Source organism: Pseudomonas sp. H1_D04 (assembly GCF_054683855.1).
On sequence record NZ_CP162826.1, the window covers coordinates 2,022,590 to 2,040,473 of the forward strand.

Annotated in this window: 8 protein-coding genes, 2 tRNA genes, 4 rRNA genes and 2 pseudogenes; 8 read left to right on the top strand and 8 right to left on the bottom strand. The window is 54.7% G+C overall.

Annotated features, from left to right (window positions below; genetic code table 11):
• The first annotated feature begins 263 nt into the window (after positions 1-263).
• From AB4N82_RS09205 to AB4N82_RS09220, 4 genes are read left to right on the top strand one after another with little or no spacing between them, the layout of a single operon-like run.
• The gene (locus tag AB4N82_RS09205; RefSeq protein WP_122764459.1) at positions 264-1,022 is read left to right on the top strand and encodes a DUF3050 domain-containing protein; all 759 of its coding nucleotides are present in this window, start codon (positions 264-266) and stop codon (positions 1,020-1,022) included.
• Positions 1,019-1,957: a diiron oxygenase gene (locus AB4N82_RS09210; protein WP_122764458.1), complete on the top strand. Its 939-nt coding sequence runs from the start codon at positions 1,019-1,021 to the stop codon at positions 1,955-1,957. Before AB4N82_RS09205 ends, AB4N82_RS09210 begins: the two co-directional genes overlap by 4 nt.
• A complete protein-coding gene (locus tag AB4N82_RS09215) occupies positions 1,954-5,331 on the top strand; it encodes an amino acid adenylation domain-containing protein (RefSeq protein WP_460104842.1) in 3,378 nt (1,125 codons plus the stop codon). The genes AB4N82_RS09210 and AB4N82_RS09215 overlap by 4 nt, the downstream gene beginning before the upstream one ends.
• 19 nt (positions 5,332-5,350) lie before the next feature.
• Positions 5,351-5,815 (top strand): SRPBCC family protein, encoded by a 465-nt coding sequence (locus tag AB4N82_RS09220; RefSeq protein WP_032884798.1) that lies wholly within the window; start codon positions 5,351-5,353, stop codon positions 5,813-5,815.
• 34 nt (positions 5,816-5,849) lie between these two features.
• Here the strand turns inward: AB4N82_RS09220 and AB4N82_RS09225 are convergent, their stop codons facing one another.
• Complete coding sequence (locus tag AB4N82_RS09225; RefSeq protein ID WP_032884796.1) at positions 5,850-7,730, bottom strand: methyl-accepting chemotaxis protein; 1,881 nt, start codon at positions 7,728-7,730, stop codon at positions 5,850-5,852.
• Between the two features lie 374 nt (positions 7,731-8,104).
• On the opposite strand from AB4N82_RS09225, the pseudogene AB4N82_RS09230 reads away from it, so the two are divergent.
• From AB4N82_RS09230 to AB4N82_RS09245, 4 genes and pseudogenes are all read left to right on the top strand, one after another.
• Positions 8,105-8,533, top strand: a pseudogene (locus AB4N82_RS09230) (sigma-70 family RNA polymerase sigma factor).
• On the top strand, positions 8,526-9,500 hold the full coding sequence (locus AB4N82_RS09235; protein ID WP_122764455.1) for a FecR domain-containing protein: 975 nt from the start codon (positions 8,526-8,528) through the stop codon (positions 9,498-9,500). The pseudogene AB4N82_RS09230 and the gene AB4N82_RS09235 overlap by 8 nt, the downstream one beginning before the upstream one ends.
• 83 nt (positions 9,501-9,583) lie before the next feature.
• Positions 9,584-9,886 carry a hypothetical protein gene (locus AB4N82_RS09240; protein WP_241089536.1) on the top strand — a complete coding sequence of 101 codons (303 nt, stop codon included), beginning with the start codon at positions 9,584-9,586 and terminating at the stop codon, positions 9,884-9,886.
• A pseudogene (locus tag AB4N82_RS09245) lies at positions 9,852-10,564 on the top strand (TonB-dependent receptor plug domain-containing protein); the annotation flags it as partial. The gene AB4N82_RS09240 and the pseudogene AB4N82_RS09245, both read left to right, overlap by 35 nt.
• Positions 10,565-10,647: 83 nt before the next feature.
• Here AB4N82_RS09245 and rrf (AB4N82_RS09250) read toward each other — a convergent pair.
• The 7 genes from rrf (AB4N82_RS09250) to AB4N82_RS09280 all read right to left on the bottom strand — a co-directional run bounded on the left by rrf (AB4N82_RS09250) (position 10,648) and on the right by AB4N82_RS09280 (position 17,883).
• Positions 10,648-10,763 (bottom strand): 5S ribosomal RNA (rrf, locus tag AB4N82_RS09250).
• A 108-nt stretch (positions 10,764-10,871) separates the two neighbouring features.
• Positions 10,872-10,987: ribosomal RNA gene (gene rrf, locus AB4N82_RS09255) — 5S ribosomal RNA — on the bottom strand.
• A gap of 169 nt (positions 10,988-11,156) precedes the next feature.
• A 23S ribosomal RNA gene (locus tag AB4N82_RS09260) occupies positions 11,157-14,048 on the bottom strand.
• Positions 14,049-14,295: 247 nt separating this feature from the next.
• Positions 14,296-14,371, bottom strand: a tRNA-Ala gene (locus tag AB4N82_RS09265).
• Between the two features lie 30 nt (positions 14,372-14,401).
• Positions 14,402-14,478: transfer RNA gene (locus AB4N82_RS09270), tRNA-Ile, on the bottom strand.
• Between the two features lie 83 nt (positions 14,479-14,561).
• Positions 14,562-16,098, bottom strand: a 16S ribosomal RNA gene (locus tag AB4N82_RS09275).
• The 16S, 23S and 5S rRNA genes sit together here with 2 tRNA genes alongside, the layout of an rRNA operon.
• A gap of 564 nt (positions 16,099-16,662) precedes the next feature.
• Positions 16,663-17,883 (bottom strand): CaiB/BaiF CoA transferase family protein, encoded by a 1,221-nt coding sequence (locus AB4N82_RS09280; RefSeq protein ID WP_032885010.1) that lies wholly within the window; start codon positions 17,881-17,883, stop codon positions 16,663-16,665.
• Between the last annotated feature and the right edge of the window lies 1 nt (position 17,884).

The window sequence follows — 17,884 nt, forward strand, 5'->3', positions numbered from 1 at the left end:
AAGAAACTTCTCACTCTTATAATGCAAGTTGCCGACAGCTAATATTATTTAGCAAAACATCTAATGCATTCATATGCTTACCAACTTGTTTAACCCGCTTATTATCCACCGCCACTAAACCAGACACTTAACTCGACGGCGCAGCCCCAATCGCGCGAGCGTTTGTGCGCGCCAAGTCTGGCTTATATCTCTTTATCTCCTTGCCACTCACAACAACCCAATACTGCTTAAACAGCAGACGCAACAACTCATAGGCATCAACCATGTACCCACCATTACTTGAAAAAAGAAAACTGAAGTTGTGCAGCCATCCGTTATTTCTGGAAATAACCTCACTGCAAAAATTACAACTATTCATGGAGCACCATGTGTTTGCAGTTTGGGACTTCATGACACTCACCAAACGCCTGCAACAGGACCTGACATGCACTCGCCTGCCTTGGCTGCCACCGGCCGACCCGAACGCTGCACGCCTGATCAATGAGATAGTGCTGGGCGAAGAGTCAGACTCACACCCCAGGCAAGGCTATTGCAGCCACTTCGAGTTGTACTTGGAAGCCATGGTCGAAGTCGGCGCCAGCACCTCGTCGATAAACCGTTTCATTGCACTGCAACACCAAGGCGTTGATGCAAATACTGCCCTGAGCATGTCGAACGCTCCTGCTGGTGCTGCACGCTTCGTCAGCGACACATTGCACATGGCACTGAACGCACCCACCCATTGTGTAGCCGCCGTATTCCTTCATGGCCGTGAGTGTGTCGTCCCACGCATGTTCGAACGCATCCTGCAGACTGATACGTTTATCCATCGCCAAGCACCCACCTTGTGCGGCTACTTCGAGCGCCACGTCGAGTTAGACGCTGAGCATCATGGGCCGGCAGCTGAGCAGTTGCTCGAACGCTTGCTGGCAGTGGCTCCGAGTTACCCGCAACAAGCCGACGAAGCAGCCCTCGCCGCCGTAGAAAGCCGTATCACGTTCTGGGACGAGGTGCGGGCCGCGCTGCAAGAGGTGCGCCCATGAATACCGCGGGCTACACCCCCATCGCCGACGACTGGGAACGCCGCGCGACCATCCGTACACGCCCTCGCCGCTTGCTGGAAAACGATGACAATCTGATCTATCCGATGTGCCGCCAGCCCTTGGTACTCAGCAAGACCTTTGTTGAACACTGCGCACAATGGCGCGACTTCGTGCTGGTGCAAAGCTTCTACAAATTCATCAACGACGTGGTCATTTTTGAAACCGAAATCGTCGAAAAAACTGCGCGCAATATTGCCAAGAATCGCTTCTCGCTACCCTTCCCCCTAGCCTGTCGCGTTGATGCGATGACGGTGGTGGTGGATGAGGACTACCACGCCCTGGTAGCGCTGGATTTCCTGCAACAGACAGTGGAAATGACCGGCATACAACCGCTCGACCTGCCGGAGCATATCGAACTGAGCCGTGCGCTGCCGGCGGCACAGGCGCAGGCCCCCGCTCATTTGAGCGATGCTGTGGAACTGATTGGCGTGGCTATCGCCGAAAACACCGTAACCCACGATGTCGCAGCGTTCTCTAAGGACAGCAGTGTCAAAGCTTCTGTTCGTGGCTTGATGGCCGACCACCTGTTTGACGAAGGCCGCCACGCGCAGTTCTGGACCCGGCTGGTGCGTATTTACTGGCAAACCGCGAGCCCGGACGACCGTGACAGCATCGCTCAGGTACTGCCCACATTCCTGGCGCATTACCTGACCAACGACCTGCAGAAAAACTTCGACCTGCAACTGATCGAGCACCTCGACATCAGCAACCGCCTACGCGGGAAGCTGCGCGATGAAGTCGCAGCGCTGGCGTTTCCCATCACCCGCCAGCACCCGTTGATGGGCAATATCATGGGTTTCCTGCAACACAGCGGCTTGCTGCAAACGCCAAGTGTGACGCAGGCGCTGAACGACTACCTGCCGGTGTCGCCATGAGGTGCCTGACAATCGGCTGGCTCGGAACAAGCAAGGCACTTGGCGCCATCAGGCCCGTATTGGAGCAATACGGGCATGTGTCGGGCGATAAGAACATCGACCTGTGGATTGAAGACGGTAGCCTGCCGTTGCCAGATGACGTGGGCAAAGCGTCCTGTATAAGTCTGCGCCTTGGGGTCGGTCCGGTAACCGATTGCGGGTTGCCCCTGTTGCAATTGCGCGCCTATGACCGTGAGCGACGTTTGTCTGCCGTGCTGGACATCGCCGAAGAACCCAGTGGTAACGGCCAGCGACTGCGTCGGCAGGTCACAGACACAGTGGTGGACTGGGTCGCGCTGCTCGTCAGTGGTTTTTCACGTGATCCCGGGGCTCTCTCTACGAGCGCGATTGCCACTGACTGGCCCGAGCAGAGCTTGCGGGGGCTGGAGACGCTGGCCTTTATGCACCGATTCAATCGTACGGCAGACCCCAACCTGATCCAGAAAGCCCAGGTGCCTGTGATCGAACAGCTCCAGTCCAGCCTTTGTGCCTTCGCTGACCGGACGGCTCTGAATATCGCCGGGCACACGGTGACCTACCGCGAGTTGCACCTTCAAGCCATAGCAATCCAGCAACGATTACAGCCCTTGCTGGAGGCTGTTGAAACGCCGTGGATAGTTGGCGTGTGCATGGAAAAGTCCATCGAACTGTACGCCAGCATTCTTGCGCTGCTCGGCTGTGGCGCGGTGTACCTGCCACTGGAATCTGAGCAGCCTCTTAAACGGCATCAGACCATGCTCGCAAGCGCCGGGGCTCAAGTGTTGCTGGATACCGGCCAGCACCCGTTACGGGCGCATTTCACTTCACTCGATGTCAGCACCGTTAAGCCACACACCCTCAAATTTGCTCATCTGTTGATGCACAATCGCCCCTGCTCGGATATGCCGTGCATGGTGCTCTATACCTCTGGCAGCACGGGCCAGCCCAAGGGGGTGCTCCTCAGTCAAGGTAACCTGGCGCACTTCACTGCTTGGCTTGGGTCCTGCATGAAGCCAGATGAATGGAGCCGCGTTCTACAGTTTTCGCCCCTGGGTTTCGACTCGTCATTGATCGACATTTTCCCTGCGCTGATTGCAGGTGCGCAGTTGATCGTGCCCAGTGAAGAGCAACGACGCGACCCTGAGCAACTGGTGGAACTGCTCCGTCGACAGTGCGTTACCCATGCCTTCCTACCGCCCGCGCTGCTCAATATCCTGCCGCTGGATCAACCCTTGGGTGTGACGCACCTGCTCACCGGTGGCGATGCCTGCGAACCCCATGTCATCGAGCGACTGGCAGCGCAGTGTCAGCTTCACAACCTCTATGGCCCCACCGAAACCACAGTGCTGATTACGCACCGGACGCTCGCACCCGATGACAATAATCGCAACGTTGGCCACCCCATCGCCAATAGCCAGGTGCTGATACTCGATGACGATCTGCAACCTGTGGATGAAGAGGTGATGGGCGAGTTGTACATCGTCGGCCCCGGATTAAGTCTGGGCTATGTGAATGCGCCGCATCAGGCTGAAAGCCCATTCGTCGAACTGCTGATGCCGAGCGGCCAACCGCTGCGGGCCTACCGCAGCGGCGACTTGGCACAGTGGACGGCCCAAGGGATTGTGCTGGGTGGGCGTCGCGACGATCAGGTGAAGATCCGCGGTTTCCGGGTCGAACCCCGAGAGATTGAACAATGCCTGCGCAATAGCCGGCTGTATCGCGAACTGGCGGTAGTGATCGACCATGAAAGCAGGATCTGCGTCTTTGTCGCCCAGCCCGCACCCGGCGCCACGCTGGTGGCCCTGCAGCAGCATGCGCGCCACCGGCTACCGGACTATATGCAACCCGGTTTCTGGGTGGAACTGCCAGGCATGCCGTACACCAACAACGGCAAGGTCGACCGGAAGACGCTGCTGGGGCTCCCCTTCCAACCGATTTTCAGCGCTGCGCACCGGGCTGCACACACACCGCTTCAGGCACGATTGAGCGAGGTGTGGCGCGAGCTGCTGGGTGTGCCCAGCCATCAGTTGTCCATCGACGAAAGCTTCTTCGCGTTGGGCGGCCATTCAATTTTGCTGTCGACTCTCTTACTGCGTGTTCGCGAGCAATTTGGCCGTAGTTTCGCGTTGAGCCACTTCATTGAAGTTCCGACGATTCGTACGCTCGCAACGCTGATGGAGGACGGAGAACCACCCGACGCATCCTCTGGCCAGGCAGTCTTGGATGCCCAACGGGATTGGGTGATCACTCCCTTGCATAGGAATTGCGCTGGTGATCCGCACAAGGTGATTGTGACGGGGGCCAACAGTTTCGTCGGCGTCCATATTGTCGAAGCATTGCTGGCCTCTGGTGTAACCGAGGTGGCATGCCTGGTACGTGAGATGCCGGGGAAGCCTGCAATGGCACGCTTTACCCAGTCGCTGCGCGAATACCACCTGGAACACCTGGACTTGAGCCGGGTACGGGTAGTCGCCGCCGACATCAGCCTGCCGCGATTGGGTTTGACCTGCGAGGTGTATGACACGCTCGCCGCAGACTTTGGCGTGCTGGTGCATAACGCGGCGCAGGTCAACCACGTGATGGACTACGCGTCACTGGCCAGAGACAACGTTGAACCCATATTCGAATGCCTGCGCCTGTGCGAAACCCGCTGCAAGAAGGTCTTCAACTTTGTCTCAACGTTGTCGGCGTCCAGCAGCATCGACCCGCAAGGGTATGTGCTAGAAGCACCGGCTGCGACCACCCTGCCGCTGTATATCCGCAATGGCTACAACCTATCCAAGTGGGCAGCCGAGCGAGTGTTGGGGCGTGCGGTCGCGCAAGGTGCCTGGGTAAATATCCATCGCCCTGGAAATATCAGCTTCAACAGTCGCAACGGTGTCTGTCAGCCGCAGAAGAATCGCCTGATGCTGATGCTTAAGGGGTCTCTGCAGTTGGGAATGTTGCCTCGGCTGGATCTGAATTTCGACCTAATGCCCGTGGACTTCCTGGCTCGATTCATTGCTTACCACTGCACGCGCTTTGAAGCGGACAGAAGCGTATTCAACCTGCACAACCCACAGCCATTGAGCTGGGATCACTACCTGGATGCGTTCAGCCGGGCGGGCCATCGGTTCGAACGGGTGAGTACTGCGCGTTGGCAGCAGGCGCTGCGAACAGCGGGCCAGGACAATGCGTTGTTTGGCGTAATCGGGTTTTACCTGGATCGACTGGATGAAGACATTGGCGACACGTTGATGATCCGTCATGACAACGCACAACACGGCGTCCAGCAGATGGGCGAGCAGTACCCCGAAAAGAACGCGGTGCTGCTGAGTAGAGGCTGCAATTACCTTAAGACCATCGGCTTTCTCTGAACCGCTTCAGGACAACTTCATGAAACCGCTGCAACCCGATACGTTAATTCATAACCCAAACGGCCGGCCGATCGTGGCCTCTGTGGTGATCGACTGCCATGCCACCCGCCTATGGAACACGGTGGGACGGTTTGCAGGCTTCGATACCTTCATACCGGCCCTGACGCATATCGAAATGACCGGCACCGGTGTGGGCGCCTTACGCACGAAATTTTTCCGCGATGGCAACCGAGTGGTGGAACAGCTAAATAGCTGGGATGAGCACGCGATGCACATGACCTGGACCACGATCTACAACACCCTGGGCGTGGCCAGGCTGTGGGCGGCAATCAAAGTAGACGCTCTTGGAGAGCACTGCTCCAGGGTAACCTGGACCATCATTGCCGAGCCCTTAGACGCAGCACAGGTGGGATTTGAGCAGTTTGTGCAGGGGTTCGCCGATGGCGCCCTGGAGAATGTTCGCCGCTTGCTGGGTAAGCGATAGGAGCGAGATCGCTCGCTCCTACACACTCAGCAGATCAAATTTTGAAGCTATCGACCAACTGCTTCAACCGATTGGCCTGTTGAGACAGCGCATCGCAGTCTTTCAGGGTTTCGTTGAGGTTGGTCACACCTTGCTGGTTCAGCAGGTTGATCTGGTTGATGTCGACGTTGAGGGTTTCCACCACGGCAGTCTGTTCCTCAGTAGCGGCGGCCACGGACTGGTTCATGCCGTCGATCTCGACGATTCGCTGCGTTACGCTGACCAGGCGCTCACCGGCCTGGTTGGCCACCTGAACGCTTTCTTCGCTGGAGGTCTGGCTGGCATTCATGGTGGTCACCGCCTCACGCGAGCCCACTTGCAGCGAAGTGATCATCTTATGAATCTCTTCAGCCGACTCCTGGGTACGGTGAGCCAGGTTACGCACCTCATCGGCGACCACGGCGAACCCGCGTCCGGCTTCACCAGCACGTGCTGCTTCGATTGCCGCGTTCAATGCCAGCAAGTTGGTTTGCTGGGAGATGCCTTTGATCACATCAAGGATGTGGCCGATGTTGTCGGTGCTGGCGTTCAGCGTTTCGATCTGGGTGCAGGACAGGCTGATCTTTTGCGACAGTTCCGACATTGCCAGGATGGTTTGCTCAACCACTTTGCGCCCATCGTCGGCCTGCTCGCTGGCACCACTGGCGTGCTGTGAGGCGTCAGCGGCGTTACGGGCGATTTCCTGAGTAGCGGCGCCCAGCTCGTTGATTGCTGCGGCGACGCTGTTGGTACGTGCGCTCTGCTCGTCAGAGCCTATGATCGAAGCGTTGGAGGACGCCATCACACGCTGGGACAGGTCATGCACCTGGCGCGTTGCTGAAGACACTTCGGAAATCGAGGCGTGGATACGTTCTACGAACCGGTTGAACGCACTGCCCACTTCACCGAACTCGTCTTTGCTGGTAACCGTCAAACGGCGGGTCAGGTCACCCTCACCCTGGGCGATGTCCTGCATGGCAATGCCCATGGTGGTCAGAGGGCGCAGCAATACTTGAATCAGCAGGCTCAAGAGCACCGCAATCGCGACAACAGCGATCAGCATGGCGATCAACGCGGACGTGCGGAATTTGCCCAGCGGTGCATAGGCTTTGTCTTTATCGATCGACAGACCGATATACCAATCAGCACCGGGCAAACCGCTGATAGGCGTGAACGACAGGATGCGGTCCTGACCTTTGAGGACGACCTCCTGGTTAACTTTCTCAATCCGGACGCTGGTACCTGGATAGATGTCCTTGAGGTTTTTCATCACTTGGTCTTCGTCAGGGCTGACGATGACTTGGCCGTCGCCGCTGACCAGGAACGCATGGCCGATACCGCCGAAGTCCACCGAGTTGATGATCTTCACCAGGGTTTGCAGGCTCAGGTCACCGCCGACCACACCGAGCAACTCGCCGTTCTTTTTCACCGGCATGGCGATCGTTACGATCTGCCCACCCACTGCGGCCATATAGGGCGGCGTCAGCATGGGCTTATCGGCAGCCACCGCTTGCTTGTACCAGGGACGCTGGCGAGGGTCGTAGCCGTCAGGCATCTTTGCGTCGGGACGCTGGGTGAACACGCCGTTGGTTTGACCAACGTAGGTGAACTGGAAGTTCGAGGTGAACGCCGGTTGATCGACCAACCCCGGGAGGTCAGCCGCACTGCCTTGGTGGGCAACGTTTTGCGTCAGACTTTCGAGCACCAATATCCGACCGCTGAGCCAGTTCTGCACACTGCTGGCGGTGAGCTCACCCGACTGCTGGATAGACGACTCCAGGTTCTGCTTGATGGTGCTGCGCTGCAGGTAGTCGTTGTAAAGAGTAAATAACGCGAAGGCTAGAACCACGACGCCTGACGCGGCCAACAAAATTTTATGACTGAACTTGAGATTCATTTCATCGACTTCTTTTTGCCAAAGGGGGGTGAGCGGGCCGAATGGAGCATTCCATGTACGGTCTAGGCAGCGTCTCGGGCCGCTCTATTTCGGTGCACACATGGCTTATCAGGCTTTCGGCCACACCGAAGTAAAACTTAGTGATTTGTGGGAAAGATCTTCTTTTTAGGTAGGAAACCGACAAAAGGTTGTCGTACAAGGAGCGAAGTAAAAAATTTTTCCGCCTGCCAAGCACTGAGACAAATTGACATCTGTGGCGTCTGGACGAGCTCGTTTACAGGCCTCCCTCTGAATACACCTCGCGTGAAGATAGCGTTGTGCAGACGCTTTACTGCACCCACCACAACTGGCTTAACACGTGGCTGCGCGGTCGTATGGCCAGTGTCGCAGATGCAGCAGAACTGCCTCAAAACGCCTTCATGCGACTGCTGTAGAGAATCGAACGTTTTGAACTCAAGGCGCTACGGGCATTGTTGCGCACAAGTGCACGAGGGGTGGTCGTTGATCACTGGCGCCGCGAGGAGATCGAACGAGCCTATATCGAGTCAATCGCCCATCTGTCCGAAGCGCTGGCGCCAAGCGCTGAGGCGCGGGCGTTGGTATTGGAGTTACTGGAGGACATCGCCCGGCTTTTGGAAGGGCTAAAACCTGAGGTGCGTAAGGTATTTCTGATGGTTCAGTGTGATTGGCTAACGTACAAGCTGATCACAAAACAGATGGGTATATCACTGAGGTCAGTTGAGCGTTATGTCGCCGAGGCGCTTTACTACTGCTCCGTCCTGCGTTACGGCGCCAATGAATAACACCACACGCTCCGGGCCAGACTCTAGGGTGGTCAAGCAGGCCATCAGTTGGATGCTGCGCTTACGTCACAACCCCGCCAATACACGGCTGCGCCTGCAATGCGAGCAATGGCGCGAAGATCATCATGATCACGAACTGGCCTGGCAACGGGTACTGGCGCTACAACAGGAGCTCAATAGCCATCTGACCGCGATCCCCGGGGTACATAAAGCACTGGAAAACAGTACACAAGGCCTGGGACGGCGGCAGGCACTGAAGTTATTGGCCGGCGCACTGCTGGTGGGCTCAACAGTATGGCTAAGCCGGGACCTGACCGGTTTGCAGCGCTGGACTTCTGACCTAGCAACAGCCCCCGGCGAGCGCCGCAGCATGCAATTGCCCGATGGCACTCGCCTGCAACTCAACACAGACAGCGCGGTAGACCTGGACTTCAATGCGCAGCAGCGTCTGATCACATTGGTGCGTGGGGAAATCCTAGTGACCTGCAGTGCTGCTTCCTCTGCCCCATTGTTGGTTCAAGCTCAACACGGCTTGCTGGAAGGCATCGAAGGGCGTTTTACAGTTCGTCAGTACAGTGACTGCACACGCTTGAATGTGGTCAGCGGTACTGTAGCGATTCACTCACCGCACAGGCCGGATGGACTTTCGACGCGCGTTCACGCAGGTGAGAGTTACGTCGTGCGTCAGACCGAAGCCATGCTTGCTCCGCCGCCAGATATGGACATTGCTGCTTGGTCAGATGGGCTGCTAGTGACCCGAAATATGCGGTTGATCGACTTCCTTGCAGAAGTTGGGCGTTATCGCCCTGGTTATCTGGGCTGCTCAATGGATATTGCAGATCTACGGCTGTCGGGTGCATTCCGCCTGGAGGACACCGATAAATTGCTAGCGATACTGCCACGCATACTGCCGGTACACGTGCGCTATCGCACGCGTTGGTGGGTGAGCCTGGAGCGAAGGGTCTAATTTTTCACTTTTTTGGCGGCTTTTTTCCGTGAGTCCGGCTTAGACAGTGAGCCAGTCAATCTGCGCTCACCAGGCATCTACAGATGCTGAACATGCCAGCGTGTTTTCCCCGCAACACGCTCGACTCTTCCTACCCGCTATTGGGTCAAGCCATACGCGCAGCATTGCTGTTGACGGCGCTGGGTAGCGGTACGGTACTCATCAGTGTCTCAGCGGCAGAAGCCCGCACCGAGCAGGTCAATCAACCCTACAAGAAAGCTGCAGGCCCACTGAGCCAGGTACTCAATCAGTTCTCACGACCGATAGGCGTCACTATGTCCCGCATGCCAGCGCAAACTCAGGACCGGCACTCGGTGGGGTTACAGTGCGATGCGCTGCTTAAATGATCGCTCGGTGGATAACATTTACCTTGATGGCTTGAAGTCAATGAGGGACAGAGGCACCTATAGCACGATGCAAGTTGCATCCGTACTTCCTGGAGCGCGTGGACATTCTCAAGGGTCCTTCCTCACTACTCTATGGGCGCAGATGTCCCGTCTGAGCATCGACTTTACCGATGACACTTCACTGACGTTACAGGCCTATCTCCACTAGGGCGACCAAGCAAACCATGCTGATAGGTGCGGGCTATGAAGGGCGTAAACAGTGGTGGATTGGACAAGTGGGTCGCTTGAGCCAATCAATGCGTTTAACCCAGCCTATGGTAACTCTGCTATCCGCTATTACAGCCCTACCAGCTACTTGCGCCGGGTGGAGCAGACCGGGTTTTATCTGCAAGACCTGATCGAATTGATCAGGAAAATCTGGCAACCAAGCTAACGCAGGAAAGCTTTTATCGTGCTGTCGGCGCTGTACGCTCGCTGGGGCTGAAATTGGAAGCACATATGGAGCTAAGTTCCTGGGCAGCTATACCTTTAAGGTAACGTCGACTTGAAGGGCGTGGATATAAGGCTGAATGCTAACAATCTGACCAATGAAACTTATGTAGCGTCCTATGCCAGTCTGAACTTCTGCTATCTGGGTGAAGAGCGCAGCGTAAGCGCAAGGTAAGTTACCAGTTCTGAGCCATTGTTGTGACCCCCACCCACCAGCGCCTCTAAACGACAAAACCCCTGTCTGTATAACAGACAGGGGTTTTGGAATTTAATCTTGACGATGACCTACTCTCACATGGGGAAACCCCACACTACCATCGGCGATGCATCGTTTCACTACTGAGTTCGGGATGGGGTCAGGTGGTTCCAATGCTCTATGGTCGTCAAGAAATTCTGTGTATCGGATCGTTGCATTCGCATCGCGCCGATGAGATTCATGAGTTTCTACATAAAACAAAACCCCATCTGCTTTCGCAAATGGGGTTTCGGAATTTAATCTTGACGATGACCTACTCTCACATGGGGAAACCCCACACTACCATCGGCGATGCATCGTTTCACTACTGAGTTCGGGATGGGATCAGGTGGTTCCAATGCTCTATGGTCGTCAAGAAATTCGGGTACTGAGTCGCGACCAGCTGGCCTCGCTTCAGCAAATTGGGTATGTGATAGCTTTCGGTGTTTGCAAGAGTCGAACTTTCGGTTCATTTCGTCTTCACACACCGCAATCTGGTGCTCTTTCGCTTTTCAGCTCGAAGCAAGCAAATTGCTTGGGTGTTATATGGTCAAGCCTCACGGGCAATTAGTATTGGTTAGCTCAACGCCTCACAGCGCTTACACACCCAACCTATCAACGTCGTAGTCTTCGACGGCCCTTTAGGGAACTCAAGGTTCCAGTGAGATCTCATCTTGAGGCTAGTTTCCCGCTTAGATGCTTTCAGCGGTTATCTATTCCGAACATAGCTACCCGGCAATGCCACTGGCGTGACAACCGGAACACCAGAGGTTCGTCCACTCCGGTCCTCTCGTACTAGGAGCAGCCCCTCTCAAATCTCAAACGTCCACGGCAGATAGGGACCGAACTGTCTCACGACGTTCTAAACCCAGCTCGCGTACCACTTTAAATGGCGAACAGCCATACCCTTGGGACCGGCTTCAGCCCCAGGATGTGATGAGCCGACATCGAGGTGCCAAACACCGCCGTCGATATGAACTCTTGGGCGGTATCAGCCTGTTATCCCCGGAGTACCTTTTATCCGTTGAGCGATGGCCCTTCCATACAGAACCACCGGATCACTAAGACCTACTTTCGTACCTGCTCGACGTGTCTGTCTCGCAGTCAAGCGCGCTTTTGCCTTTATACTCTACGACCGATTTCCGACCGGTCTGAGCGCACCTTCGTACTCCTCCGTTACTCTTTAGGAGGAGACCGCCCCAGTCAAACTACCCACCATACACTGTCCTCGATCCGGATAACGGACCTGAGTTAGAACCTCAAAGTTGCCAGGGTGGTATTTCAAGGTTGGCTCCACGCAGACTGGCGTCCACGCTTCAAAGCCTCCCACCTATCCTACACAAGCAAATTCAAAGTCCAGTGCAAAGCTATAGTAAAGGTTCACGGGGTCTTTCCGTCTAGCCGCGGATACACTGCATCTTCACAGCGATTTCAATTTCACTGAGTCTCGGGTGGAGACAGCGCCGCCATCGTTACGCCATTCGTGCAGGTCGGAACTTACCCGACAAGGAATTTCGCTACCTTAGGACCGTTATAGTTACGGCCGCCGTTTACCGGGGCTTCGATCAAGAGCTTCGCGTTAGCTAACCCCATCAATTAACCTTCCGGCACCGGGCAGGCGTCACACCCTATACGTCCACTTTCGTGTTTGCAGAGTGCTGTGTTTTTAATAAACAGTCGCAGCGGCCTGGTATCTTCGACCGGCATGAGCTTACGGAGCAAGTCCTTCACCCTCACCGGCGCACCTTCTCCCGAAGTTACGGTGCCATTTTGCCTAGTTCCTTCACCCGAGTTCTCTCAAGCGCCTTGGTATTCTCTACCCAACCACCTGTGTCGGTTTGGGGTACGGTTCCTGGTTACCTGAAGCTTAGAAGCTTTTCTTGGAAGCATGGCATCAACCACTTCGTTAACTAAAAGTTAACTCGTCATCAGCTCTCGGCCTTAAGATCCCGGATTTACCTAAGATCTCAGCCTACCACCTTAAACTTGGACAACCAACGCCAAGCTGGCCTAGCCTTCTCCGTCCCTCCATCGCAATAACCAGAAGTACAGGAATATTAACCTGTTTTCCATCGACTACGCTTTTCAGCCTCGCCTTAGGGACCGACTAACCCTGCGTCGATTAACGTTGCGCAGGAAACCTTGGTCTTTCGGCGTGGGTGTTTTTCACACCCATTGTCGTTACTCATGTCAGCATTCGCACTTCTGATACCTCCAGCAAGCTTCTCAACTCACCTTCACAGGCTTACAGAACGCTCCTCTACCGCATCACTTACGTGATACCCGTAGCTTCGGTGTATGGTTTGAGCCCCGTTACATCTTCCGCGCAGGCCGACTCGACTAGTGAGCTATTACGCTTTCTTTAAAGGGTGGCTGCTTCTAAGCCAACCTCCTAGCTGTCTAAGCCTTCCCACATCGTTTCCCACTTAACCATAACTTTGGGACCTTAGCTGACGGTCTGGGTTGTTTCCCTTTTCACGACGGACGTTAGCACCCGCCGTGTGTCTCCCATGCTCGGCACTTGTAGGTATTCGGAGTTTGCATCGGTTTGGTAAGTCGGGATGACCCCCTAGCCGAAACAGTGCTCTACCCCCTACAGTGATACATGAGGCGCTACCTAAATAGCTTTCGAGGAGAACCAGCTATCTCCGAGCTTGATTAGCCTTTCACTCCGATCCACAGGTCATCCGCTAACTTTTCAACGGTAGTCGGTTCGGTCCTCCAGTTAGTGTTACCCAACCTTCAACCTGCCCATGGATAGATCGCCCGGTTTCGGGTCTATTCCCAGCGACTAGACGCCCTATTAAGACTCGCTTTCGCTACGCCTCCCCTATTCGGTTAAGCTCGCCACTGAAAATAAGTCGCTGACCCATTATACAAAAGGTACGCAGTCACCCAACAAAGTGGGCTCCCACTGCTTGTACGCATACGGTTTCAGGATCTATTTCACTCCCCTCTCCGGGGTTCTTTTCGCCTTTCCCTCACGGTACTAGTTCACTATCGGTCAGTCAGTAGTATTTAGCCTTGGAGGATGGTCCCCCCATATTCAGACAAAGTTTCTCGTGCTCCGTCCTACTCGATTTCATGACTAAGAGATTTTCGCGTACAGGGCTATCACCCACTATGGCCGCACTTTCCAGAGCGTTCCGCTAATCTCAAAGCCACTTAAGGGCTAGTCCCCGTTCGCTCGCCACTACTAAGGGAATCTCGGTTGATTTCTTTTCCTCAGGGTACTTAGATGTTTCAGTTCCCCTGGTTCGCCTCTTACGCCTATGTATTCAGCGTAAGATAACCATCTTATGATGGCTGGGTTCCCCCATTCAGACATCTCCGGATCAAAGTCTGTTTGCCGACTCCCCGAAGCTTTTCGCAGGCTACCACGTCTTTCATCGCCTCTGACTGCCAAGGCATCCACCGTATGCGCTTCTTCACTTGACCATATAACCCCAAGCAATCTGGTTATACTGTGAAGACAACATTCGCCGAAAATTCGATTTGACTCTTTCGAGCCACTCACAAATTTTACCTTAGCCTGATCCGTTACCAGTGAAAGTAACGTTCAGTCTATCTTTCTATCACATACCCAAATTTTTAAAGAACGATCTAATCAAAGACTAGAAATCAACATTCACCATCATCACAATGGAATGCTCATTTCTAAGCTTTCAACAAACAGAAGCAGTAGTGGTGGAGCCAAACGGGATCGAACCGTTGACCTCCTGCGTGCAAGGCAGGCGCTCTCCCAGCTGAGCTATGGCCCCGTATTTCTACAGGCGTTTCCCACACAAAATTGGTGGGTCTGGGCAGATTCGAACTGCCGACCTCACCCTTATCAGGGGTGCGCTCTAACCAACTGAGCTACAGACCCAATTTCGGGCTGCTTCTTTATCGTCTTCTTCAATGAATCAAGCAATTCGTGTGGGAACTTATGGAGCAGCTGATGTCGTCGATTAAGGAGGTGATCCAGCCGCAGGTTCCCCTACGGCTACCTTGTTACGACTTCACCCCAGTCATGAATCACACCGTGGTAACCGTCCTCCCGAAGGTTAGACTAGCTACTTCTGGTGCAACCCACTCCCATGGTGTGACGGGCGGTGTGTACAAGGCCCGGGAACGTATTCACCGCGACATTCTGATTCGCGATTACTAGCGATTCCGACTTCACGCAGTCGAGTTGCAGACTGCGATCCGGACTACGATCGGTTTTATGGGATTAGCTCCACCTCGCGGCTTGGCAACCCTCTGTACCGACCATTGTAGCACGTGTGTAGCCCAGGCCGTAAGGGCCATGATGACTTGACGTCATCCCCACCTTCCTCCGGTTTGTCACCGGCAGTCTCCTTAGAGTGCCCACCATTACGTGCTGGTAACTAAGGACAAGGGTTGCGCTCGTTACGGGACTTAACCCAACATCTCACGACACGAGCTGACGACAGCCATGCAGCACCTGTCTCAATGTTCCCGAAGGCACCAATCTATCTCTAGAAAGTTCATTGGATGTCAAGGCCTGGTAAGGTTCTTCGCGTTGCTTCGAATTAAACCACATGCTCCACCGCTTGTGCGGGCCCCCGTCAATTCATTTGAGTTTTAACCTTGCGGCCGTACTCCCCAGGCGGTCAACTTAATGCGTTAGCTGCGCCACTAAGAGCTCAAGGCTCCCAACGGCTAGTTGACATCGTTTACGGCGTGGACTACCAGGGTATCTAATCCTGTTTGCTCCCCACGCTTTCGCACCTCAGTGTCAGTATCAGTCCAGGTGGTCGCCTTCGCCACTGGTGTTCCTTCCTATATCTACGCATTTCACCGCTACACAGGAAATTCCACCACCCTCTACCATACTCTAGTCAGTCAGTTTTGAATGCAGTTCCCAGGTTGAGCCCGGGGATTTCACATCCAACTTAACAAACCACCTACGCGCGCTTTACGCCCAGTAATTCCGATTAACGCTTGCACCCTCTGTATTACCGCGGCTGCTGGCACAGAGTTAGCCGGTGCTTATTCTGTCGGTAACGTCAAAACAATCACGTATTAGGTAACTGCCCTTCCTCCCAACTTAAAGTGCTTTACAATCCGAAGACCTTCTTCACACACGCGGCATGGCTGGATCAGGCTTTCGCCCATTGTCCAATATTCCCCACTGCTGCCTCCCGTAGGAGTCTGGACCGTGTCTCAGTTCCAGTGTGACTGATCATCCTCTCAGACCAGTTACGGATCGTCGCCTTGGTGAGCCATTACCTCACCAACTAGCTAATCCGACCTAGGCTCATCTGATAGCGCAAGGCCCGAAGGTCCCCTGCTTTCTCCCGTAGGACGTATGCGGTATTAGCGTCCGTTTCCGAACGTTATCCCCCACTACCAGGCAGATTCCTAGGCATTACTCACCCGTCCGCCGCTCTCAAGAGAAGCAAGCTTCTCTCTACCGCTCGACTTGCATGTGTTAGGCCTGCCGCCAGCGTTCAATCTGAGCCATGATCAAACTCTTCAGTTCAAACATCTTTGGGTTTTTAAGAAACCCTAAACTTGGCTCAGCAATCGTTGGTTACATCTTTGATTTCTCGCGGAGTAACTTGTGATGCTGATAATCTTGTTGACTATCAGTCTGACTCCACAAGCACCCACACGAATTGCTTGATTCAGTTGTTAAAGAGCGGTTGGTTAAGATCTTTCGTCTCAACCGAGGCGCGCATTCTACAGCAGCCTCATTTGCTGTCAAGTGATTATTTTCAGAAGCTTTCGAAGATTTCTTCAACAACTTCAACCACTTGCGCTTCTGATCTCTCATCAGCGGGAGGCGAATTCTACAGCGTTACACGCTGCTGTCAACACCTCTTTTTCAACTTCCTTTTGGCTTCGATGAACTGAAGCAACTTACCGCCGAAAACTGCGTAACTCATTGTTTACCAAGGAGTTTTCCGTTTCGACTGCGCCGGAAGTGGGGCGAATTATAGGCTCCTAGAATCTCACGTCAACCTTTTAATTTGCTATATCTATCAATTGGCTAGAATTGATTAAAAAACAGTCAACCGAGTGCCTTATATATAGAACAGAACATCTAGATGACACCTGCCCCCCTTAAAGCAGCCACATTCGCAGCCCCCAACCCGAGCACACGCTGTAGTACCTGAGCTGTATGCTCACCCAACAGCGGAGGCGCACTGCGGTACTCCACAGGCGTCTTGGACAACCGAATGGGGCTGGCAACCTGAGGCACCATCCCCGCCAGCGCATGTGGTAGCTGCATAGCCAACCCACGCGCCTTGACCTGCGGATCAGCAAACACCTGCGCCAAATCATTGATCGGCCCACAAGGCACACCCACCCGCTCCAGCCGCGACACCCACTCAGCCGTCGTTTTGAAGACAGTAGCCTGGCGAATCAACGGAATCAGCTCTGCACGGTTAGCCACTCGTACCTTATTAGTAGAGAAGCGCGGATCATCCGCCCACTGCGGCTGACCAGCCACTTCGGCGAACTTGCGAAACTGGCTGTCATTTCCCACCGTCAGAATGAAATCACCATCGGCTGTAGGGAAGTCCTGATAAGGCACGATATTCGGATGAGCGTTACCCAGACGCTTTGGGGACACCCCTGTCGTTAGGTAATTCATCGCCTGATTAGCCAGACACGCCACCTGCACATCAAGCAATGCCATATCGATATGCTGACCGCCACCGTCGTGATCGCGATGCGCCAGCGCTGCAAGAATCGCCACCGTCGAGTAGAGCCCAGTAAGGATGTCAGTTAACGCCACCCCAACCTTCACCGGCCCCGCACCCTCATCACCCTCCGGTCGACCGGTCAGACTCATCAGCCCGCCCAGCCCCTGGATCATGAAGTCGTAGCCCGCACGGCCGGCATACGGTCCGGTCTGGCCAAACCCAGTGATGGAGCAATAGATCAACTCCGGATTAACGGCCTTGAGTGACTCATAGTCCAGCCCATATGCCGCCAGGCCACCGACCTTGAAGTTCTCAATCAGGATGTCGGACTTGGCCGCCAGGTCCCGCACCAATTGCTGACCCTCCGGTTGCGTAAAATCGATAGTCACCGACTCTTTATTACGATTAGCGGATAGGTAGTACGCCGCCTCACTGGTGTTCTCGCCATAAGCATCCTTAAGGAAGGGCGGGCCCCAGGCACGCGTATCGTCACCGTTACCGGGACGCTCGACCTTGATCACCTCAGCCCCAAGATCCGCAAGAATCTGTCCGGACCAAGGGCCCGCCAACACTCGCGACAAATCCAGTACCCGCAGATGCGAAAGCGCGCCCATA

What these genes read in the sequence shown, in the direction of transcription:
- AB4N82_RS09205 (WP_122764459.1), top strand. Translation starts at nt 264, where the DNA reads ATGTACCCACCATTACTTGAAAAAAGAAAACTGAAGTTGTGCAGCCAT.
- AB4N82_RS09210 (WP_122764458.1), top strand. Translation starts at nt 1,019, where the DNA reads ATGAATACCGCGGGCTACACCCCCATCGCCGACGACTGGGAACGCCGC.
- AB4N82_RS09215 (WP_460104842.1), top strand. Translation starts at nt 1,954, where the DNA reads ATGAGGTGCCTGACAATCGGCTGGCTCGGAACAAGCAAGGCACTTGGC.
- AB4N82_RS09220 (WP_032884798.1), top strand. Translation starts at nt 5,351, where the DNA reads ATGAAACCGCTGCAACCCGATACGTTAATTCATAACCCAAACGGCCGG.
- AB4N82_RS09225 (WP_032884796.1), bottom strand. Translation starts at nt 7,730, where the DNA reads ATGAATCTCAAGTTCAGTCATAAAATTTTGTTGGCCGCGTCAGGCGTC.
- AB4N82_RS09235 (WP_122764455.1), top strand. Translation starts at nt 8,526, where the DNA reads ATGAATAACACCACACGCTCCGGGCCAGACTCTAGGGTGGTCAAGCAG.
- AB4N82_RS09240 (WP_241089536.1), top strand. Translation starts at nt 9,584, where the DNA reads ATGCTGAACATGCCAGCGTGTTTTCCCCGCAACACGCTCGACTCTTCC.
- AB4N82_RS09280 (WP_032885010.1), bottom strand. Translation starts at nt 17,883, where the DNA reads ATGGGCGCGCTTTCGCATCTGCGGGTACTGGATTTGTCGCGAGTGTTG.